This is a genomic window from Rhizobium sp. A22-96, from assembly GCF_053521805.1.
In genome coordinates, this window is the sequence record NZ_JBNWDQ010000002.1 from 235206 (window position 1) to 256977 (window position 21772).

The window sequence follows — 21772 nt, forward strand, 5'->3', positions numbered from 1 at the left end:
GCGAATCCCCTTGTCCTTTTCATGCCTTCCGGCAAGCGTGGCCACTTTGCGGTGGGCACACCGGTGCTCGAAGCCGCACGACAGCTCGGCGTCTATGTCGAAAGCGTCTGCGGTGGCCGTGCGACATGCGGCCGTTGCCAGGTTTCGGTGCAGGAAGGCAACTTCGCCAAGCACAAGATAGTCTCTGCCAACGACCATCTGTCACCGATCGGCCCGAAGGAGCGGCGTTACGCAGAGGTCCGCGATCTTCCCGAAGGCCGCCGCCTCTCCTGTTCTGCGCTGATCCAGGGAGATCTGGTCATCGACGTGCCACAAGACACGGTGATCAATGCGCAGGTGGTCCGAAAGGCAGCCGACGAGCGGGTGATCATCCGCGATACGGCCGTACACATGTGCTATGTCGAGGTCGAAGAGCCGGACATGCACAAGCCCTCAGGCGATCTCGACCGGTTGAAGGCTGCACTCGCGGCCGATTGGAAATACGACAATCTCGAAGTCGACTTCCACATCATCCCACAGGTGCAGTCGATCCTCCGCAAGGGCGAATGGAAGGTCACCGCAGCGATCCACAGGGATCACGAAAGCGATCCCCCTCGGCTGATCGCCCTTTATCCTGGCCTCAAGAACGAAGCCTATGGCATCGCCTGCGATATCGGCTCCACCACGATCGCCATGCACCTTTCCTCGCTGCTGTCGGGCCGCACGGTGGCGTCTGCGGGCACATCAAACCCGCAGATCCGCTTCGGCGAGGATCTGATGAGCCGCGTCTCCTACGTCATGATGAATCCGGATGGCCGCGAGGCGATGACGAACGCCGTCCGCGAAGCGCTGAATGGGTTGATCGACAAGGTCTGCGCCGATGGCGGCGTATCGCGTCAGGACATTCTCGATGCCGTCTTCGTCGGCAACCCGATCATGCATCACCTCTTCCTCGGCATCGACCCGACAGAACTTGGCGGCGCGCCGTTCGCGCTTGCCGTGTCCGGTGCCGTGCATCTGAAATCGGCCGAGATCGGCTTGCCGATGAATGCCGGCACCCGCGTCTACATGCTGCCTTGCATTGCCGGTCACGTCGGCGCCGATGCTGCTGCTGCCACGCTGGCAGAGGGACCACATCGTCAGGACGAGATGATGCTGCTCGTCGATATCGGCACGAATGCCGAAATCGTGCTCGGCAACCGCCATCGCGTCGTTGCAGCCTCCTCGCCGACCGGCCCCGCTTTCGAAGGCGCTGAAATCTCCAGCGGCCAGCGCGCGGCGCCGGGCGCGATCGAACGCGTCCGCATCGACCCTGTCACGCTGGAGCCGCGCTATCGCGTCATCGGCATCGAACCCTGGTCGGACGAGCCCGGTTTTGACGAAGGCGCCGCAGCTGTCGGTGTGACGGGTATCTGCGGATCGGCCATCATCGAGGTGGTCGCGGAGATGTTCCTGAGCGGCATCATCTCGGAGGACGGCGTCGTCGACGGCGGCATGATGGCGCGTTCGCCGCGCATTTTGCAGAACGGCCGCACCTATTCCTACCTGCTGCGCGATGGCGAGCAGCGGATCACAGTCACGCAGAACGATATCCGCGCCATCCAGCTCGCCAAGGCGGCACTCTATGCCGGCGTCAAACTATTGATGGACAAGCAGGGCATTGCTCACGTCGATCGCATCGGTCTGGCAGGCGCTTTTGGCACCTTCATCGACCCGAAATATGCGATGGTGCTTGGGCTGATACCGGATTGCACACTCGACAAGGTCAAGGCCGTCGGCAATGCCGCCGGCACCGGCGCGCGCATGTCATTGCTCAATCGCGGCTACCGCCGTGAGATCGAGGAAACTGTCAGCAAGATCGAGAAGATAGAGACGGCGCTTGAATCAAAGTTTCAAGAGCATTTCGTCTACGCCATGGCATTGCCGAACAAGGTCGATGCCTTCCCGGAACTGTCCAAGGTCGTGACCCTGCCTGAACGCAAGCAGATTTCCGACGATGGCGGAGATGGCGGCGGCCGCAGACGTCGCCGCAGCCGCGAGTAAGGCGCATTCGGCCGTGGCTTAAGCCGCCATTTTCCGGCCGATCTCGACAAATGCCTGGCGGATGCTATCCGCCACGGCCTTCATCGGCCCGGTCATCTGCGATGCCGTCAGCAGACGAATGTCGAAGGAGGTGAGTTCCGGCAGCCCCTCATTCGGACCAAGGATCTCCATATCCTCCGTAATATAGGAGCGTGGGAACGGCGCGACCGCAAGATCGGAGACAATGGCGGCGCGCTGCGCCATCGTATGAGCGCTGAGATAGGAGACGCGATAGGCTCTCTTCTGCTGCTCCAGCTGCGCCATGGCTTCAGAACGCCAAATGCAGCCCTCCTCCCAGATCGAAATCGGCAACGGATCGCGGCGATAGGCAGTGCCGCATTTTGCGCCCGCCCAGACGAGGCGTTCGGTGTAGATGACCTCGCCTTCGGTCGGAAATGGCCGCGTCGCGCAGTTGATCAACGCCAGATCCAGCCGCTGCTCCTCGAGGCGTTTCTTTAGCTGAATACTCATGTCGACGGTAACATCGACCATGATGCCCGGATAACTCTCCGAAAAACTCTTCAGAATGGTCGGCAGCAAGCGCTCGCCGATATCATCGGGAGCGCCAAGCCGCACCACGCCGCTGAGTTCGGGCATGATGAAGCGCGATACCGCTTCGTTGGAAAGCGCCAGAATGTTCCGCGCATAGGAAAGCAGCATCTCTCCATGCTGCGTCAGGCTCACCGAGCGCGCATCGCGCAGGAACAGCGTGACGCCGAGCTGCTCTTCCAGCTTCTTGATCTGCATCGACACAGCGGACGGCGTGCGAAAGACCGCATCGGCAGCGGTCGAGAAATTCCCGGTTTCGGCGATGGCGACAAAGGTGCGCAGAACTTCATTATCAAGCAACGGTATAGGCCGGCGAAACGGTACGGTCATATCGGTGACTTTCAATTTTTCTGATCCTTAGCACCATATCATTTCATTTGTCTGATTGTCAACGAAGCACCATATTAGATGTAATGGAAATTAACGCAGACAGCCGCAAAGGAGAAAACACCATGGCTGGCACGGTATTCGGCGACACCTCTCGCCTTCTTACACTCTTCAATGTCCGGAAAATTCAGCGGACGGCACAGCATACGCTGGACGAGATCGCAGCACGCTTTCCCGCCCACTTGATCGACGACGTCAACGCACGCGGGCTGCCGCCGGATCGGACGCTATCCGCTCTCGAACGAAAGTCCGCCAAAGCGCGTTCGTTCAAGAATACTGATGTCAGCTATAAAATCTATTCGTTTGATTGATGAGTATGCTGCATCCATATTACCATTCGACGGTCGGGTGACTGTTTGAGGCTGAAAGGAGCCTGGAAATGACCACGATAACTTATAGACAGGCCAGCGGTTCACGGAACTCGTTTCCGTCTGGCGGCTACACGCCCTTCCTCTCTCGCATCGCCAATCGCTGGCAGCAGTGGCGTTCGCTCCGCGAGCTTGAGTCCCTGTCCGACGACGTTCGCAAGGACATGGGTTGGCCGGCGGCGATTGAAACCAAAAATCCGAAGGCCACGCGATGATCGGACGGAAACGTAGAAACTAAAGGCGACGCTCAACCTCAGCGGGTGTCGCCTTTTGAACATTTGTGCCTCTGAATACGCATGCCGGATTAAACCTGAGAATTACCCGCATATATATTTGGCTATTCAGGCAGATTGCCTGCCTTCCCTCTGCCTCCCTTATCAGCACAGCATTTTTCATAGTATACGCAAATATCCCTTTGCGGCCGCGATTATCCATGCCAATGTCGCTATTAGACCATCGAGCCGACGTATTTGACGCAAGGAATACGTAATGGTCCTGGAGCATGGATTTTCACGATATGAGCAAGACTCCGATTAAGACGCGTTCCCTGGTTTTCTTCCTCGTTCCGCACTTCACCATGCTGCCGTTTTCCGCCGCGGTGGAGACGTTGCGTATCGCCAATCGCATGCTGGGCTATCCCGCTTATACGTGGCGGCTTGCCTCCACCGACGGCCAGAAGGTCTATTCCTCCAGCGGCATCGGCCTCGAGGTCAATTCGGCGCTGGCCGACGAGCGTCGTTATCTCGGCGGCGAAAACCGGCCGAACATGGTACTGGTCTGCTCCGGCATTTACGTCGAGGAGTTCAACAACAAGTCTGTCAATGCCTGGCTGCGTGAGACCTATAATCGCGGCGTCGCCGTCGGCAGCCTCTGTACGGGCGCGCATGTGCTTGCCCAAGCGGGTCTGCTCAATGGCAAGCGCTGTGCGATCCACTGGGAAAATCTTCCCGGTTTCTCCGAGACCTTCCCACAGGCGGAAGTCTATGCCGATCTCTACGAGGTCGACAGCAATCTCTATACCTGCGCCGGCGGCACGGCTTCGCTCGACATGATGCTGAACCTGATCGGCCAGGATTTCGGCGAAAACCTCGTCAACCGCGTTTGCGAACAGCAGCTCACCGATCGCGTCCGCAGCCCGCACGACCGCCAGCGCCTGCCGCTGCGCGCGCGCCTCGGCGTGCAGAACGCCAAGGTGCTGTCGATCATCGAGCTGATGGAAAGCAACCTCGCAGAACCCCTGTCGCTGCTGGAAATCGCCGATGACGCGGGCCTGTCGCGCCGTCAGATCGAGCGCCTGTTCCGCCAGGAAATGGGCCGTTCGCCGGCTCGCTACTATCTGGAAATACGTCTGGATCGCGCCCGGCACCTGCTCGTGCAGTCCTCCATGCCTGTCGTGGAAGTGGCCGTCGCCTGCGGCTTCGTCTCCGCCTCGCACTTTTCCAAGTGTTATCGCGAACTCTACAACCGCTCGCCGCAGCAGGAGCGCGCCGAGCGCAAGCTGACCATGTCGACGAACCGCACAGGCATCGTCGTCTGATAGGCCCTGAGCCAAATTAATGGAACAATATGGGCGGCCTACTCGGCCGCCTCTTCCGTCATCCTGAAGTCGGAATAGACTTGATTACGGCCATTATGCTTGGCCATATAGAGAAATTGATCGGCGGCGTTGAGATAGTTCTCAAAGGATTCGTAGCCGACAATCTCGGCCACGCCGATGGACACCGTCACCGACAGTTCCTCGTCATCGGCATGGACCTTCAGGTTCGCAAGGCTGAGCCGAACCTCGTCACACAATGCGGTCGCAGCCCGCGAATTCATCTCCGTGAAGAGGATTGCGAACTCTTCGCCGCCGAGCCGTGACAACAGGTTGTCGCTGCCCTCGAAGAGGGAGTGAAGCCGGCCGGCAACGGCCTTCAGCACCTGATCGCCAATCTCGTGACCATAGGTGTCGTTCAATTTCTTGAAATGATCGATATCGAGGATAGCGACCGAGCTCGGCCGCTGCCGGCGCAGACACTCATTCACAAGCCTCGGCCCGTGATCATAGAAATAGCGTCGGTTATAGAGGCCGGTCAGATAGTCGCTCGCCGCCGCCGCGCGCAACTTCTTCAGCTGTGTCAGCGTCTCGACATTCAGCGCAATGCGGCATTGCAACTCCTCTGGAACGAAGGGCCGATAGATGAAGTCGCTCGCGCCGGCCTTCAGAAAGGTCGCTGACAACAGCCGGTCGGTCGAAGACGAGATGCCGATGATCCGCATCCAATCCGATCCGTAGCGATGGCGTATGCGGCGGGTCAGTTCATGGCCGTTCATGTCAGGCATGTTGTAGTCGGTGACGACGATTTCGATATCCTCGAACTCCTCAAGCGCAGCCAGCGCCTCGATGCCGGTACCGGCTTCGGTGACCTTGAACTGCTGAGCTTCCAGGAGATCCGTCAGCATCTTGCGTGCCGACGGCACATCATCCACGACCAGCACCCGCGTCGAACGATTGGCAATGGCACGTCGCACCGCCGAGACGAGGTTATCCAGCGCGAACTCACTGTCTTTCAGCACATAATCGACGACATTGCGTTCCATGATGCGATTGCGCGTCGCCATGTCGAAGGACGCCGTGAAAACGATCGTCGGGATACGATGCGCGACCGCAACATCAAGTGCCTCCCCATGCGCGGCATCCGGCAGATTGAGATCGATCACCGCCATGGTGAAGCTATGGCTCGCATCCGCCAATGCTTCGTTCAGCATTTTCAGCGAGGAGCAATGCGTGACGGAAAAGCCGAGTTCGGTCTCAAATCGGTGCGACAGCACGGCGGAAAACATGCGTGAATCCTCGACCAGAAGTATCTTCTGGCTGCTGTTGCGATAGCTGCCGCTATCGCTGAGGGATCCCACATGCAGTACCATTTCCCTTCAATTCCCCCCATGCCTTCCGGCATATGAACATTCAGTCAATCGCAGCTCTTCCAAACCGTCTTTCCCATTATCCTGAACAGGATTCGTGAAAAATTGGAACCGCAGATTGCAGGTATTTACTTAAAAAATGACTCATCCTCACATTTTGCAAGCACTGCCCTTTACTGGCGGCACTGTTCTACGCGATTTCGCTGACCTTTCGCGCCGACTGGATCTGCAGCAGCGTGTCGAGGTTTTGATTCACGCGGCAGTAGAACTCTTCGTCGATGAACGGCCGCAGGATGAAATCATTGCCACCGGCCTTGAGGAAACGCGCGGAAAGAAGCCGGTTGGTGGATGACGATACACCGATGATGCGCAGCTCATGCGAGCCGGTCGTCGCGCGGATACGCCGCGTCAGGTCGAAACCATCCATGTCGGGCATGTTATAGTCGGTGACCATGAGGCCGATATCCGGATTGGCCTTCAAGAGCTCGAGCGCCTTGGCACCACTTTCCGCGACACTGACACGGAAGTTGTAACGCTTCAGCCGGCTGGAGAGCAAAGCCCGCGCCGTTGGGCTGTCATCGACGATGAGGACGTGATGGCGGTGGTTGGTGAGAAAGCGGCAGATCGATTCCGCCAGCATGTCCACAGCGAATATATTGTCCTTGAGAATGTAATCGACGACATCCTTGGCGATCAGCTCATCGCGCATTCCTTCGAGAAAGGTGCCGGTGAAGGCGATCGTCGGAATGCTGAGATCAACCAGATATGTCAGTGCCTCGCCTTTTTCGGCTCCTGGCAGGTTCATGTTCGAAATTGCCAGCTTGATCGGCTCAGACGACTTGTCGTAGGCGAGCTGCAGCTCCTCGAAATTGCGGCAGGTTTCGACGTCGATATCCAGAAGCTCCTTGAGCTTGGAACGGATCATCGAGGTAAAGAGATTGGAATCTTCCACCAGAAGAATGCGCGAGCCGGCAAGCGACGCGCCGGAATACTGCATTCCAGAAACACCTAGAAATGGCATAATAAAAACCTGTTTTGAAATTACCCCTCTATAGTTTTTCTAGAACAAAGCCTTTGAGTATTTGTTAAATCGACTGGTTTCCCGAAGATGAAGAAAATAGCCGGCTACGGCGCGCTTGTTGGCAAGCACGCCCGGCTGCAGCTTCTTCGGTATCGTCGTCTTATTCGGCTGCCGTTCTTCCGCGGCGGCGGCCTGCGCTCTTTGTGTCCGGCGCATTGTTTTCGGCCGGGGACGCGATGCTTTCAGCCATGATGTCCTCTGTCTCGGGACCATCGGCCGAATCCGTCAGCTTGCTGCCCGCGGCATCCATACGCTGGCCGCGCCTGCCGTCGCGAACAATGTGCAGTTCCTGATGCGGATAGGGAATGGATATTCCCTCCTCGCGGAAGCGCTTGAGGATCTGGATGCGCAGATTGTTGCGGATTTCCATACCGTCGGAAAGATCTGAGAGGTAGAAACGCATCTCGAAATCGAGCGATGAAGGGCCGAAGCGCAGGAACTCGACATGCGGCTCCGGATTTCTCAACACCTTCGGGACGCCGCGCACCAGTTCCAGCAGGATCTCCATGACCTTCTGCGGATCGGATTCGAAACTGACGGATACCGGGATCTCCGAGCGCGCCAACCTGTTGCGATGGGTCCAGTTGCCGACCGAGGCGTTGATGAGCTCGGAATTCGGCACGATGATCGATTGCTTGCGGAAGGTCTCGATCTCGGTGGCGCGCACCGAGATGCGCTTGACGATGCCTTCCGATGTGCCCGACACGATCCAGTCGCCGACCTTGAACGGCCTCTCGACCAGAAGGATCAGACCTGACACGAAGTTAGACACGATATTCTGCAGGCCGAAACCGATACCGACGGAAAGGGCGCTGGCGACGAGCGCCAGGCTGGAGAGGTCTATGCCCGCGGCCGAAATGGAAATGATCGCCGCGACTGCGATGCCGAGATAGCCGATACCTGTCTTTACCGAATTGCGGACACCCAGATCCACCTGGCCGCGCGCCATGACGTTGCTGTCGAGCCAGCGCTGGAACCAGCGCGTCACCAGATAGCCTCCGGCGAACAACAGGATGCCGGCGCAAATGCCGAGCAGAGAGATCGATATGTTGCCGATGCGGATCTCTGTGAATAGCCGGTAGGCGATGAGTTCGAGGTCCTGGATGTGGAAGCCCCAGGACAGCAGGATCAAGGGAATGCCGGTGAGCAGCGCCACGGCATAAGTCGCAAGCCCGGCAATGAGCCCGCCCTGGTCAAGCGCGACGTCACCGAGCTTGAGACGGTTTTCCAGAAAGCGCCCGATGATCGTCTCGGCAAAGACACCCTGCTTCGAGACCGCCTTGCCGAGCTGAAAGCCAAGATACATGGTCGCGATGACGGCACTCGTCACGATCATCTGCGTTGCCATGAAGCGGGCAAGGCCGACATAGCCGATGAACGAGATAAAGATGACCAATGCGCCGAGAATACGAAGGATGAGCGCCATGCCATGCGGCCAGCGGCGACCTGGAGCATCGGGATCGCCGTTCTTGGCCAACATCGGTGAACCGAACGAGGCCGCAATCAGGATCAGGCCGATCAGCAGGGCAGCAAGGAAGCTTTTGGCAACCGTGACGACGACAGGCGATCCCATAGACTCGCTGATACGATCGAACACGTAGTCCAGCCCATTGACCACTGCCATGGCCTGCAGGCACCAGGTCAGCGAATGCGCGCCCTTGTTCGACAATTTGACCAGACGCCAATGCGGCCGGAACGGCGCGAAGACGGCATTGCTGAGACGGCCGACGAAATAGACGAGACCGATGAAACCGAAGAGTGCCGCCAGGATCGGCGCAATATCCGGCCTGAGCACGTTGAAATTCGAAAGGAAGAAAAAGGACGTGACCAGAAATGCCGCGAGCGACAACGTGCGGATCAAGGTCGACCAGAACGCAACCGAAAGCCGGCTGATGTAGGGCGGGTTCTCGACGGCTTCGTCCTGAACGTAGTAGCGATGGAACAACCGATAGCCGCCGGAAAAGATGATCAGGGCAGCGGCGATGGACAGGAAGACGGCGGCAAGCAGCGAGCCGAGCTTGGCTTTCAGCACGAAGCCGATCCAGCTGGTCACCGCATCCCTGAACGATATGCTCTCGTCGACCAGCGCCGATCCGGCATCCTCGAATGTCCCCGAGGAAATTTCCGTGCGCTTCAGCAATGTCTCGGTGAAGAGCTTGCGGCGCTTCTCCGTCAGCTGGATCGAAAGCCGATTGGCTTCCGCAGTCAGATTGTCGGCATCGAGTATCAGGGCGCTGATCTGCGAACGCTCGGCATTCAGGCGCTCGCGCTCCTGCGTGACGATCGCGGCTTCCGGCGGCTGCCCTTCCTTGGGGGCAGCCCCGAGCTGAGTCAGGCGCGCATCGATCTCCGTGTTACGGGGCTTCAGCCGCGTCGAAATTGCTGCAACGGAGCGATTGAGATCGTCTGCCCGACCCGAGAGCGCGACGAGCGTCTCATCGTCGCCACCCGGTTGCTTTGCGCTGTCCTGAAGGGATGCATATTCCTTCTTCGCCTTGTTGAGGTCGGTGACCGCGGCTTCCAGCAATCCATTGGCAAGCGGCTGGGGCTGTTGCTCTGTCTGCTGTGGCGGTTGCGCCGTCTGCTGATCTTGCGCGAAGGCATCCTGGCCCGCCAGCGGAACGGCGGCCATGATGGCGCTCAGTCCCAACAGAAACACGGGCAAGAGAAGGAGGCGGAAATTCAACAGGCGCAAGCAAAGCTCCTCGTCGCACATAAAATCATGAGCAATGGATGACCAGAACCGCCACGCAGAATGAAGACCCGAGTCGTCCTGATTGTGATTGCGAACTTCATAGTCTTTACGCGTACGCCTTGTAAGACAAAGAAAGGCGACACAAAGGCATTTCCCGCCTTATCAGGCTCTATCGCCCCGTCCAAGGCCGTACATCGTCCATTTCACCTCGCCGACGCCGTATTGCACCGTGCATCGCCTGCCGGAAATAGGCCGGCGAAGGATCTTGGCAATGGCCTCCCTTAGCTCTGCCCCTTTCGCAGGATCAGGATGAAGGCCATGCCGCCGACCAACCCGGTGACAATGCCGATCGGCATGTCTTCCGGCGCCATGATCAAGCGCGCGACGATATCCGCCCAGATCAAGATCAACGCACCGAACATAGCACTCAGCGGCACAACACGAACATTGTCGCCACCAGCAATCAGACGCACGAAATGCGGCACCATGAGCCCGATGAAACCGATAGCGCCGGAAAACGCGACCATTACGCCCGTCAGCAAGGCCGTGGTCACAAACAATAGCAGCCGGAACTGCTTGACTGCTATGCCCAGCGTCGTTGCCGTCTCATCGCCCATGGCGAGCGCATTCAGCTCCCTCGCCTTTGGAATAAGCAACACGAGGCAGAAGAACAATATGCCGGCCGGATAGACGAGGTGCTGCCATTGCGCCAACCCCAATCCGCCGAGCATCCAGAAGACCACAGTGTTAGTCGCCCGCGGATCGCCCAGGAAAATCAGCAGATTGCCGAGCGCGGTAAAGACGAAAGCGACAGCCACCCCTGAAAGGACCAACCTGTCTGCCGATTGGGATCGCGTCAGATGCGTGGTGAGGCCGACTGCCCCAGTCGCGAGCAGCGCGCCCGCGAAAGAAAACAACGGCACCGTCAACAGGCCGAGGATCAGCCCGGTATGCAGCAATGCCAGAATGGCACCGAATGCTGCCCCTGAGGAAACGCCGAGAAGATGCGGGTCCGCCAGCGGATTGCGCGTCAGGGCCTGAAGCACGGCGCCGGTGACGGCAAGCCCCGCCCCGACCAGCGCCGCCAGTATGACGCGCGGAAAGCGCACATCCCAGACGATACTCTCCTGGCCCTCCGACCATCCGACAATAAACATGCCTGCATGCAGTTTATTGCCGACGATCGACCACACGGTCGAAAATGGAATGGGCGCGGCCCCGAGCGAGACCCCGGCGGTGATCGACAGGACAAGGCCGATAGCGAGCAATGGAATGAGAATGGAGAGGCTGAGGCGCATATTCAAATCTGTAAAAAGAGATCCGCCCACTGATGGACTGGACGGACCTGCATTGGCGACAATCACATCGCGTTCGGATGAAACGCCTTTGCCAGGGTCGCAATGGCCTCGATATTGCGCGGCCCCGGCGTCGCCTCGACATAGGGCAACACGACGAAGCGGTCGTTCTTGACGGCATCGATATTCTTGAAAGCCGGATTACCCTTGAGGAACGCGATCTTCTGCGCCGCAGTCACCTGACCATAATCGACGATGACGATGGCCTCCGGGTTCTTCTCGATGACGGGCTCCCAGGAAACCTCCGTCCAGCTCTTCTCGACGTCCTCCATGACGTTGATCCCGCCTGCGGCTTCGATCAGCGCGGTCGGAATTCCGTAGCGACCCGAGGTGAACGGCTTTTCCTCGCCGGAGTCATAGACGAAAACGCGGGTCGGCTTGTCGACATGGCCGATCTTTGCCTGGATCTCGGCGAGCTGCTTGCGATAGCCCGCCACCAGTGCTTCCGCCCTATCCTCGACACGAAAGATCTTGCCGAGATTGAGCAGATCCACGAACATGTCGTCCATGGTCGGCTTGTTCTTCTGCATGACGAAGATGCAGGATTCCGTCAGCTCGTAGACCTTGATGCCGAAGGGCGCCAGCGTTTCCGGCGTGACCTCGCCACCGACCTTCATGCCGTAGTTCCAGCCGGCGAAATAGAAGTCCGCATTGGCGCCGAGCAGCACTTCCTTGCTCGGATATTTCGGCGACAATTCAGGGAGTTCCTTGACGCCGTCGCGCAGCTTCTCATCCAGGGTCTTCCAGCCGGAAATGCCGGTATAGCCGACCATGCGGTCCTGAAGCTTCAGGGCCAGCATCATTTCCGTCAGGTTGACGTCATTCGAAACCGCCCGCTCCGGGGCCTTGTCGAAGGTGACATCGCGATTGCAGCTGCGCACGGTGACCGGTTCGGCCATTGCTGCGCCCGCGACAAATGTGCCCACCAGCAAGGCGGCGGCGGATAGGGAAAAGCGAGAAAACATCAATGACTCCAATGATCGAACTATCTGAGGGAAAAGGAGAAGCGCCTGCTGTCGCCGCGATCAGCCTGATGCAGGCTGGCACCGACACGGAACGCGGAAGAAATATGTTCCACGGTGAGGACATCGTCAGGCTGGCCATGCCCCGTAAGCCGCCCGCAATCGAGCACTGCGACATGCGTGGCGAAATCAGCGGCCAGATTGATATCGTGAAGCGTGGTGATGATCGTCCGGCCAAGGCCTTTCAGCAGCTCGAGTATCTCCAGCTGGTGGCGGATATCGAGATGGTTGGTCGGCTCGTCGAGAATGATCAGGTCCGGCTCCTGTGCGAGAGCGCGGGCGATCAGCGCCCGCTGCTTTTCACCGCCGGAAAGCGAAACGAACTGTCTTAGCGCCAACGGCTCGAGCTCCAGCCGCGCCAGCGCATCCGTTGTCACTTCATGATCTCGCTCGCTCCAGCGCGCCATGCCCTTGCGGTGCGGAATGCGGCCCATCAGCACCACGTCCCGCACGCTGAAGGGAAAATCGCTCGGCGTCTCCTGCGGCACGACGGCGATGCGCTGTGCCGCCTGTCGCGGACCGAGGGACCAGAGATCGATGCCATCAAGGCGAACCGTGCCGCGATGCGGTTTGAGACCACGATAAAGGCAACGCAGCAGCGTCGACTTGCCTGCACCGTTTGGCCCGATGATGGCCAATCGACCGCCGGCTTCGACGGACAAAGTGATACCGCTGATGATGGGCATGCCTTTTTGGACACCCCAGGTGACGCCCTCAGCGTCGAGTCTTGCGCTTCCTTCCGGCATGGTCACCTCCTACTGCAGCGATACCGACTGACGCTCGGCCGAGACGATGGCGGCGGGAATGCGCGCCAAAGTCTTGCCCCCAAGCGTCCTCGGACGTTCGCTCTCACGCGTCAGCCCGTCGGGCCGGTCGCGATAGAGCTGCGCGAAGGAGACGAGCGCACCGATATCCGCACCGTCCTCGATGTCACCGAAGAGGTACGTTGCTTTCGCCGTTGCCTGAAAGGACACTGTGCAGGGCCGTTCACAGCCAGCCATGCAGATGCTGCCCTCGAGACTGAAATCATCGGAAAGAGCGGCGCCCGCCTGGGCCATGGCCGCCTGCAGATGTTTTAAAAGATCGAGACCCGGCCGGCACGGCTTGCCGACATGACGGCAGCTGGTGCACACGGTGATCCGGTGCGTCGTTTCTCTTGTATTGTCCATGGAGTGCCTCCCGGAGATCTCGCCGGAGGCAAAGTCAATATAGGGCCAGCGGACGCAAAAACGTCCTCGCCCAACCACTGAATTTCCATCGGAACACCCCGTCCGTTGCGGTTGATATCGTCGATGGCAGGTCTCCTGGCTCGCGGGTCATAGCTCGTTCGCGCCTTCCCGGCTTGACGCCAGTGGCATGCTGCGAACGCGCTCTCCGCTTACAGTTGCGGGGGCAGCCACGGTTTTGGCCCCTGATGGGTAATCCGCACCGTGTTCCCTTTTCAGCCACCAGCCGGATTGCTCCGGCGGCAGCACCATCTGCGGCATTCATCTCATAGAAAGCGGAAGCGGGCAACGGCGATGTCATATGTATCTTCGTTTGTCCTGGGCGACAGTAATAGCATTCTTGTTACGTTATTACATAACTTATCGCAAGTCGCTTTCTTCCGAAACGTCATCTCTTTTGGAAATGACGAGACCTCATCTGAACATTCAAGAAACAGCTACACCGCCTTGCATTGCGGATGAAAACGCTCCGCCATGCTTTCGGCGGCCGCATAGGCCTGCGTCACGATCTCCGGCACTAGGTCGATATCCGGAAGACTGCCGAGCCCGAGCGGACCGATGGCAAAAAGCCCTTCCGTCGTGCGGCCGTCCACCTCAAGCGCACCCGTCGCCTCGACGGCAAGACCGAGCCCGAGTTCGTCCGGCACGGCAAGACCGGCCTCGATCAGGTTCCGCAATAGCGGAACGCTCAGATCGGCTGACTGGCAGCGACAGTCGATCACGTCATCGGCATAGAGCTGCTCGGTGTCCTGTCGTCCTGCCGGCCTCAGCACCAAGCCGGTCGGCGTGCGGCGGATCAGGTGGCCACGCCTGAGCAAGGTGTTGCCTTCGGCCAGCTCCTGTTGCAGGCGAACATGCAGCGCCTCGGGCAGCCTATTGCGATGGCTGTCGTAGAGCGCGCGAAGATGGCGATTGAACTGCCGCTTCTGGCCTGCGGGCAGCGAGCGCCAGAGCGAGCGCGCATGCTTGCGCAGACCGTTCATGATCGATTGCCAGCTCTGACCGTTAGCCTCCGCACCATCGCAAGCCTTGCGAATGAAACGGACGATCTCGCTCAGCTGATTGGGCATCTCGTCGGCGGGAAAGACCGGATCGGCATTGTTGCGCGTATGGCTCTGCGGCAGGAAACCGCGTCGCGAAACGATGGAGATCTGGCCGGTATAGCCATTGTCGCGCATCTGCAGAAGCCGGTCGACGACGCGCAGGCCGCTGCCGAGCAGGATCGTGTGCGGCCGCGACACCAGGCGGCGCGCCCGCACTGTCGTCGGAATGTTCGCCAGGTCGCTGGCCGGTGATTGCTGGTCGATCATGCCGTAGCCGGTAGCGAGTACGACCATGTCGAACGGCGCATTCGCGGCCCCGTCGCTGTCCACCACGAAACGATTGCCGCGAATACGGCGAACCCCGAAGACCATCTCGCTGCTGACCTGCACCGTGACATCCCGTCGCGATGAGAAGGCCTCAGAAAAGCGCTGATAGACATAATCGCTGAAAATGCTCTTCGGAACGAAGATCTGCAGAAAGCCCGGTATTGCGGCCGGAACCGCGCTGCGGAAGGGCGCATTGGCACTGAGCCATTGATTGAAGTCGTCGGGATCGCCGGCTGAGACGGAAAGATCGCGCACGCGGCTGTTCAGGATTTCGCTACTATGGCCGGACGCCAGCGCCTGACCGCCGCTAACGCTGGAATTAGGATCGAACAGCTGCAGATGAAAGGGAAAGCGCACCGTCTTCATCAGCGCGATCGCCATCATCATTCCGGAGAAACCACGCCCGACAACGGCAATGCGGGGCATCGCATAGCCCCTGCCTGCCGCATCCGCCTTCGCGGAAAATAATCCCTGAACCGTCATATCAACTCCTGGAGCGAGAGGTGGTCGATCATGCCTTTCTTGGGCTTTTTCACTGCACTGCCTGCGAAACCCTGAACTCCGATGTTCAGCACCTGACAGCCACCAAGCTGCGGTTCATGAAACGCACGGAAGCCACAGCGGTTCTCAAAATTCGGCGCATCCTCTTCAATCGGGTTTCTATTCCGCTGCTGAAGGATGCTAACGCGGGTCCAACTCTGGTCCGAAACCAGATGCCCGCAATCGGCTGCCCACATGACGCCTGTAAAAAAGGGCAACAGGATTATTGCTATAGTCTACTTATTTAGTCGTATATGAAAGCGCGAAAACGCGCCGCTAGCAAGTGCTTTCTTTTCAGCCGGACGATAGCAGCCGCTCAGATGGCCACGCCATGATGCCAAACACCCAGTGGCTATGGATCTCTTGCCGACCACTGCGCAATATCCCGCCGAGTGCTCACAATTTGTTCGTTCAATGCCTATCATGGCCAACGGCGCGGTGCGCGTAAGCGCAGAAAATCCGTTGTACACGACACCCATGGAAATTAAGATGGCACCGATTTGCCTTGCCAGAAGCATCGGCCGATGGAGTGACGAATGGGGACTGTTTCGCAGTTGCACGAATGCGTCAGGCCGCCCGCGCATCGCATTCAAAGCGAAGAGGAAGCGCTCGATATCGCGCGGTCCCTGGCCGCAAACTTCGCCCAGCAGGCGAGCGATCGCGACGTCAACCGCGTTCTGCCCTATGACGAAATCGAGGCTCTATCCCAATCCGGCCTGCTCGGAATATCCGTGCCCTCGGAACATGGCGGCATCGACATTTCCAATTCGGTGCTGACTGAAGTCGTCGCCATTCTCGCCGAGGCCGACCCTTCTATCGCGCAGATTCCGCAAACGCATTTCCATGTGCTGGAAGCGGTGCGCGTCGGCGGCAGCGAGGAGCAGAAGGCTTCGCTCTTCGCGAGAGCCATCATTGGCGACCGTTTTGGCGGCGTATTCCCGGAAAACGATGCGGGCGCAACGGGTCAGGACGATCTGCATCTCACATCGGACGGCCCGGGCTATCGCCTCAGTGGCCGGAGCCTGCGTTCCGCCAGCGTGTTGTTTTCCGACTGGATTGCCGTTTTCGTAACCGAAGAAAGTGGCGAGGTCACCGTTGCCATCATTCCGCGGAACACCGAGGGCACCCAGATCATCGATGACTGGGATGGCTTTGGCCAACGCACCTCCGGAAACGGTACGACCATCCTTCACAACGTCTATCTTGGTGCCGATTCCGTTCTGTCACAGCGCGAGAAGCCCGGGCATCCCACAGTCACCGAGTCGGTGAGCCAGCTCACCCATGCAGGCATCAATCTCGGCATAGCCCGATCCGCGCTTGCGGCGACCATCGACTTTGTCCGCACGCATCCGCATGCATGGGCCGACGGCGAGAGCAAGCGCGCCGCGGACGATCCCCTCATCATCACCAGGATAGGAGAAATCGCCGTCCGTATCGAAGTGGCGACAGCGATCGTGGAGCGCGCCGGCAGCAAGATCGATGCCGCCCAGATCAATCTCACCGAGGATCATGTGATCGACGCCGTGCTTTGCGTCGCGGCGGCCCAGACGATGACGGCGGAGATCGCCATGGAAACGGCCAACACGCTGTTTGATCTGGCCGGCACATCGGCGGCCCGCATCGGCCTCAATCTCGACCGCCATTGGCGCAACGCCCGAATTCACACGCTGCACGACCCAGCGCGTCGGAAATACAGCGTCGTCGGCAATTATCATCTCAACGGCATAAAGCCATCGAAGAGTTCATCGCCCTGAACGATCGTCGGGGTAGGTCAGCCGATGTTTGAGGCGCGGTAGTCTTCCCGCTCTTCGATCTCGATCCCGGAGCCGCCACCGGCAACGAACTGTTCCAGCGTCATGTTGTCGAGAATCTCGGCAATGGCATCGCGGACCTCCGTCATGGAGCGCCGCACCTGACAGCGCTCCGGATCCGAACAGTCGTCGCAGGCTTCATAGGCCGTGCGGCTGGCGCAGCGGATCGGCGCCAATGGGCCGTCCAGCGTGCGAATGACATGACCGATGCGGATGTCCGACGAGGGGCGGGACAGGGAATAGCCACCGCCTGGCCCCTTCTTGGAGCGAAGCACGCCGGCATTGCGCAACTCGAGCAGGATGGTATCGAGGAATTTCTTCGGAATGTTATTGCGCTGGGCAATATCATTGATGAACGCGGTTTCGCCCGGCGCGAGGCGAGCCAGATCCACCAGCGCCTTCAATCCGTATTTTCCTTTTTTCGTAAGCATCGCTATCCGCTTTACTGCAAAGTCAATTGTTGGAAACCCGGCCTGGGTTCAAGTGAGACTCACCCAGCCGATCTTGTCATCATGGATTGCCGAAGTAACCCTGCCATCTCCGACGAACAAGACAATAACTCACAAATTGTATAGTTTATATGAGTAAATTTAGGCAAATGTATCGCCCAAGCAACGATTTTGCGGCTTTTCTTGGATTTAGGCGGCGCTACTGTCCAAATATGCCTTGTGTGGCTTATCCGCGTGTTCGTCAATTGCGCCCGCCAGCTGTTCGGCAACGAGAACTGCATGCTCGATCACCTCTGGCAGCCCCATCAGCTCGCCGAAGGTTCCGCGCGCCAGGGGTCCCGAGATGAACAAGGACGGCACGATCTCGCCATCCGCATCGAGCGCCCGCGATTGCATATCGCAGGCGAGCCCCAAGCCGGCTTGATCCATGGCAAGACAACCGTCTCCCGCCAACTCGCCGATCCAACCCTGCGATTGCAGAATTCCGCGATGACCGGGGCCGGTGGTGACGACAACGGCATCGAATTGCCTCTCGATAGTCCGGTCGGAGCGACTGAGGCGAAGCCTGCAATCGATGATGCCTTCAGCCGCCTTAACGGAAGCCACCGAGGCGGCCAGTACCTCCAGCCGGCCGGTACCGATCGCCCGCTCGCTGACTGCCTCCACCTGCGGTGCCACGCGAAAACGATGTACATCCCAGAAAGGCCGCAAGTGCCTGACGACGCGGCGTCGCTCTTCGATCGGCAAGGCATTCCACAAATGCCGCCCCTGCCCGCGCACGTGATCGATAACACCATGCCAGCTGCGCCCCTCGCCTTCCGCTTCCCGGATGGCAGCACGCACGCATCTTAGAAGCGAGACTGCCGTTCGCGAAGGATGACTGGCGAAATCGCCGAACAGCTCCTGCTTTACAGGCGCATGGCCGCGCGAACGCAAGCCCCTGCGGGATATGGCTGTGATGGGGCCTTTGTGGCCCCGCAATTCAAGAGAGGCGATGACATCGGCCGACGTCAATCCGTTGCCGACCACCAGCACGCGATCATCGGCGCGGATGGCCGCAAGCACATCCCGCTTAGTTGGGTCCGCGACGAAACGCGGATGATCGGCAAGCGCATCCTGCAGCAAGCGCGGTGGCAGGGGCGATGGATGGCTGGTGGCAATGACGAGAATATCCGCGTCCACCTCCTGCCCTGCATCGCCGGTAACCACCCAGCGATGACCCCACCGGCGGATGCGCTCGACACCCTGCTGGACATGGACCAGGCGCCCATCCTCGACGAAAGGGCGTATCATGCTATTGATATAATTGCCGAAAAGAGCGCGGCGCGGAAAGAGCCCGCCATTGGCTGCGACCGCCACTTCGTCACCTGCCAATGCGTCCCGCTCCAAGAGCCAGCGTTGAAAATGCTCAAGGTCGTCAGGCAGAAGACTCATCTTGGCCGCCGGCACGTTGATGCGATGGGCGGGATCTTGCGTGTCGTAGGCAAGCCCGGTCCCCAGACGCTCCCGCGGCTCGAATATGAACAACTGGCCAGGCTGTAAAGACCGGTGCTGCAGCAGATGGAAGGCGACTGCCGCGCCGGATACTCCACCGCCGACGATGGCGATAACAGGCAGTTCCCGGGCCTCATGGTCAGAGCCAATAGTCAATCGCCAACTCCTTCCAAATTGATCGGCATTATGAGCTTATCGCCCGCCGAACAACAGCAATTTCCATAGCCGCAAGAAATATACTCTATAAATTTTATTGACAATAAGATCCAGGGGCGAACAAGCGCTTGCCTTGCAACCAGACCTCACCGGGCGGCGGCGATAAGGCTTTGCAAACAAGTATTTAATTGTGCCCCGCACAACATTGTTTTTGCACCGCAGGATGTAAAAAACTTGGCATACAACGAACAAAAGAACATACTAATAATTGTTCTGATCCGTTTTCTCTCGGGAGGAGAAACATCATGGAACTGCTTCGTCTACTCACCGCCTTCGATTATACGCTGATGCTGCTTTTGGTGGTTATCTTTGTATTCAGTCTGATGGAAGGTGGGCACAAAAAGCATTGAACTTGTGCCGCTGAAGGCCAGGCCTGCCGGGGATTAACGGCCTCATAAATAGCTGCGTTCAATTGGTTGGCGAGATAGACAAGCCGGCTGTTGGCACACAGAACATAGAGTGGCGACATCACGGTAAGCAGTTGATCGCTAAATCGTCCGCTGGCGGCTGGTCCAGCTTCCCCGCATTTCTTCAACCCATCATAGCGCGAACCGTATCCAGGCTTGCGGCATATTGTGGAGGTGCGAGCTCATGATGAGCACCGGTCGCACACCGCCACTCCCCCCGGCCGCCGAAACCCGTGTCACGCCGCGTGTCACGCGACAATTAGCTTGCTCTACTCTACATGGCTCCCAGCCACTCTGAAGGCATGTCTTTTTGGGAGCGAATTGATGAGAACTTCGGTCTTGACTGTTTTGACAGCATGCAGCGGCGCGATTGCGCTCACCCTTATCGTCGTAGGGTTCTTTCACTGACATCGGCACGGATAGACAACGCTGCTCCGTTCCAAATTATTTCTCGTTGAATAACGCGTGCCGACCTGAGGCACGCCTCGCCGTTCATGGCCGTTCATGCATGAGACGACGTGAGGTCGATCATCCCCGAGCACTACCTAGCCGGGCAGGAAGCAGCCGAGCTTGTCCGCTTCCGAGAAGGAAATCTGAAATTCAAAAGCCGCCACTCTCTTAAAATGACGGCTTACAAATCAGCGCTAAGTAGTTGAATTTGGTGGGTGATGTAGGGCTCGAACCTACGACCCGCTGATTAAGAGTCAGCTGCTCTACCAACTGAGCTAATCACCCGTACCGCTTGCTGGCGGCGTGATCGGGCATATAAATAGGATCGCTTTGATTGTCCAGCGGCCAAGCGAATTTTCTTTGATTATTTCTCAAAAAAATTTCACAGAGCGCCGAAAACCCTGCAAAATCAAAGCTCAAGAATTCCTGACGCGATACGCACCGCTTGTCCACCGATCCTGGCATTTGCGATCTGGCCGCCATCGACATCAAGGTGAAGGTGAATCATCGAGGGCCGCCCCATCTCTATGCCCTGCTCGATGATCATGGGATGATGCCCGTCGGGCAATCCGTCGAACTGATTGATCGCGCCGGATAGCGCCGCCACAGCCGCACCCGTCGCCGGGTCCTCGACAATGCCCATTCCGACAGGGAACATACGCGCATGAAACTTGGCGGCGTGATTGACCCCACCACGACAATAGACGAAGGCCGAGGCAAGCGCGCCGTCGACAAAGGGAACCGTTTTCTCCCAGAGCTGAAGATCGAATTCCAGCCGTTCGGCGGCCCCGACATCATGCACAGGCACCAGGAGGAAGGGCACGCCGGCGGTCCAGATCGACGGCACGTGATTCTCAAAGCCGATCTCGGTGATCTTCAGGCTGAGCGCGTTGGCGATACCTGCCCTGTCGAGCGGCAAGAGGATCTGCTGCGATTTCTTCGGCAGATCGAATTCGGCGAAGCTCGCCCTGTTCTGGCGCAGTCTGATCGCACAGCGCACCGGTCCGACGCGTTCATCCAGCACGGAAACAAGATCGAGATCGCCGCCATGGCTGGCATGGGTCTTCTCTGCAAGCGCGATCGCCGTTCCGACGGTGGGATGGCCCGCGAAAGGCAACTCGCGGCCGGGCGTGAATATTCTAAGATTGGCGGTATGCGCCGGGTTCTGCGGCGGCAGCACGAACACTGTCTCGGAAAGGTTCATTTCCCTGGCGATCGCCTGCATCGCCTCGTCGCTCAAACCCTCGGCATCGAAGATGATTGCGAGCGGATTGCCCGCCAGTTTGCTGTCGGTGAACACATCATAGACACTGTAACTGCGCGCCAATCCGGCCTCCATCTATGCTTCCAGACCTAATTATTCATAACGGCAAGCGACTCCAGCGCA

The 21772-nt window shown here is 58.7% G+C and carries 18 protein-coding genes, 1 tRNA gene and 1 riboswitch; of the genes, 6 read left to right on the top strand and 13 right to left on the bottom strand.

Annotation, left to right across the window (positions count from 1 at the left end; all coding sequences use genetic code 11):
- Nucleotides 1-21: 21 nt before the first annotated feature.
- Nucleotides 22-2022, top strand: a complete 2001-nt coding sequence (locus ACQZ6F_RS07615) for an ASKHA domain-containing protein (protein ID WP_068398959.1) — start codon at nt 22-24, stop codon at nt 2020-2022.
- An 18-nt stretch (nt 2023-2040) separates the two neighbouring features.
- On the opposite strand, the gene ACQZ6F_RS07620 is transcribed toward ACQZ6F_RS07615, so the two are convergent.
- On the bottom strand, nt 2041-2940 hold the full coding sequence (locus ACQZ6F_RS07620; RefSeq protein ID WP_449092406.1) for a LysR family transcriptional regulator: 900 nt from the start codon (nt 2938-2940) through the stop codon (nt 2041-2043).
- Nucleotides 2941-3062: 122 nt separating this feature from the next.
- Here ACQZ6F_RS07620 and ACQZ6F_RS07625 point away from each other — a divergent pair, with 122 nt between their 5' ends.
- The 3 genes from ACQZ6F_RS07625 to ACQZ6F_RS07635 all read left to right on the top strand — a co-directional run bounded on the left by ACQZ6F_RS07625 (nt 3063) and on the right by ACQZ6F_RS07635 (nt 4902).
- Entirely contained in the window at nt 3063-3308 is a 246-nt protein-coding gene (locus ACQZ6F_RS07625) for a hypothetical protein (protein ID WP_449092235.1), read from the top strand.
- A gap of 68 nt (nt 3309-3376) precedes the next feature.
- A complete protein-coding gene (locus ACQZ6F_RS07630) occupies nt 3377-3580 on the top strand; it encodes a DUF1127 domain-containing protein (RefSeq protein ID WP_077468888.1) in 204 nt (67 codons plus the stop codon).
- Between the two features lie 302 nt (nt 3581-3882).
- Nucleotides 3883-4902 carry a GlxA family transcriptional regulator gene (locus ACQZ6F_RS07635; protein WP_348641761.1) on the top strand — a complete coding sequence of 340 codons (1020 nt, stop codon included), beginning with the start codon at nt 3883-3885 and terminating at the stop codon, nt 4900-4902.
- A gap of 38 nt (nt 4903-4940) precedes the next feature.
- Here ACQZ6F_RS07635 and ACQZ6F_RS07640 read toward each other — a convergent pair whose 3' ends face one another.
- The 8 genes from ACQZ6F_RS07640 to ACQZ6F_RS07675 form a co-directional block, all read right to left on the bottom strand.
- On the bottom strand, nt 4941-6272 hold the full coding sequence (locus ACQZ6F_RS07640; RefSeq protein ID WP_449092234.1) for a diguanylate cyclase: 1332 nt from the start codon (nt 6270-6272) through the stop codon (nt 4941-4943).
- A 187-nt stretch (nt 6273-6459) separates the two neighbouring features.
- Nucleotides 6460-7290 carry a response regulator gene (locus ACQZ6F_RS07645; RefSeq protein WP_449092233.1) on the bottom strand — a complete coding sequence of 277 codons (831 nt, stop codon included), beginning with the start codon at nt 7288-7290 and terminating at the stop codon, nt 6460-6462.
- Between the two features lie 160 nt (nt 7291-7450).
- The gene (locus ACQZ6F_RS07650; protein WP_449092405.1) at nt 7451-10036 is read right to left on the bottom strand and encodes a mechanosensitive ion channel domain-containing protein; all 2586 of its coding nucleotides are present in this window, start codon (nt 10034-10036) and stop codon (nt 7451-7453) included.
- A gap of 290 nt (nt 10037-10326) precedes the next feature.
- Nucleotides 10327-11343: a FecCD family ABC transporter permease gene (locus ACQZ6F_RS07655; protein ID WP_449092232.1), complete on the bottom strand. Its 1017-nt coding sequence runs from the start codon at nt 11341-11343 to the stop codon at nt 10327-10329.
- A gap of 62 nt (nt 11344-11405) precedes the next feature.
- Nucleotides 11406-12365: an ABC transporter substrate-binding protein gene (locus ACQZ6F_RS07660; protein WP_449092231.1), complete on the bottom strand. Its 960-nt coding sequence runs from the start codon at nt 12363-12365 to the stop codon at nt 11406-11408.
- 20 nt (nt 12366-12385) lie between these two features.
- The gene (locus tag ACQZ6F_RS07665) at nt 12386-13168 is read right to left on the bottom strand and encodes an ABC transporter ATP-binding protein (protein ID WP_449092230.1); all 783 of its coding nucleotides are present in this window, start codon (nt 13166-13168) and stop codon (nt 12386-12388) included.
- 9 nt (nt 13169-13177) lie between these two features.
- On the bottom strand, nt 13178-13591 hold the full coding sequence (locus ACQZ6F_RS07670; RefSeq protein WP_449092229.1) for a DUF1636 family protein: 414 nt from the start codon (nt 13589-13591) through the stop codon (nt 13178-13180).
- Nucleotides 13592-13699: 108 nt separating this feature from the next.
- A riboswitch (cobalamin riboswitch) is annotated at nt 13700-13916 on the bottom strand.
- A gap of 169 nt (nt 13917-14085) precedes the next feature.
- A complete protein-coding gene (locus ACQZ6F_RS07675) occupies nt 14086-15501 on the bottom strand; it encodes an FAD/NAD(P)-binding protein (RefSeq protein WP_449092228.1) in 1416 nt (471 codons plus the stop codon).
- Between the two features lie 20 nt (nt 15502-15521).
- Here ACQZ6F_RS07675 and ACQZ6F_RS07680 point away from each other — a divergent pair, with 20 nt between their 5' ends.
- Together ACQZ6F_RS07680 and ACQZ6F_RS07685 are read left to right on the top strand one after the other, a co-directional pair.
- Nucleotides 15522-15806, top strand: coding sequence for a hypothetical protein (locus ACQZ6F_RS07680; RefSeq protein ID WP_449092227.1), 285 nt, complete (start codon nt 15522-15524; stop codon nt 15804-15806).
- A gap of 288 nt (nt 15807-16094) precedes the next feature.
- Nucleotides 16095-17312: an SfnB family sulfur acquisition oxidoreductase gene (locus ACQZ6F_RS07685; protein WP_449092226.1), complete on the top strand. Its 1218-nt coding sequence runs from the start codon at nt 16095-16097 to the stop codon at nt 17310-17312.
- 17 nt (nt 17313-17329) lie between these two features.
- On the opposite strand, the gene ACQZ6F_RS07690 is transcribed toward ACQZ6F_RS07685, so the two are convergent.
- The 4 genes from ACQZ6F_RS07690 to ACQZ6F_RS07705 all read right to left on the bottom strand — a co-directional run bounded on the left by ACQZ6F_RS07690 (nt 17330) and on the right by ACQZ6F_RS07705 (nt 21712).
- On the bottom strand, nt 17330-17800 hold the full coding sequence (locus tag ACQZ6F_RS07690; protein WP_068398702.1) for an RrF2 family transcriptional regulator: 471 nt from the start codon (nt 17798-17800) through the stop codon (nt 17330-17332).
- Nucleotides 17801-18007: 207 nt separating this feature from the next.
- Nucleotides 18008-19468 (bottom strand): FAD/NAD(P)-binding protein, encoded by a 1461-nt coding sequence (locus ACQZ6F_RS07695; protein ID WP_449092225.1) that lies wholly within the window; start codon nt 19466-19468, stop codon nt 18008-18010.
- A 1126-nt stretch (nt 19469-20594) separates the two neighbouring features.
- Nucleotides 20595-20670, bottom strand: a tRNA-Lys gene (locus tag ACQZ6F_RS07700).
- 124 nt (nt 20671-20794) lie between these two features.
- On the bottom strand, nt 20795-21712 hold the full coding sequence (locus ACQZ6F_RS07705) for a PhzF family phenazine biosynthesis protein (RefSeq protein WP_068398949.1): 918 nt from the start codon (nt 21710-21712) through the stop codon (nt 20795-20797).
- Nucleotides 21713-21772: the final 60 nt, after the last annotated feature.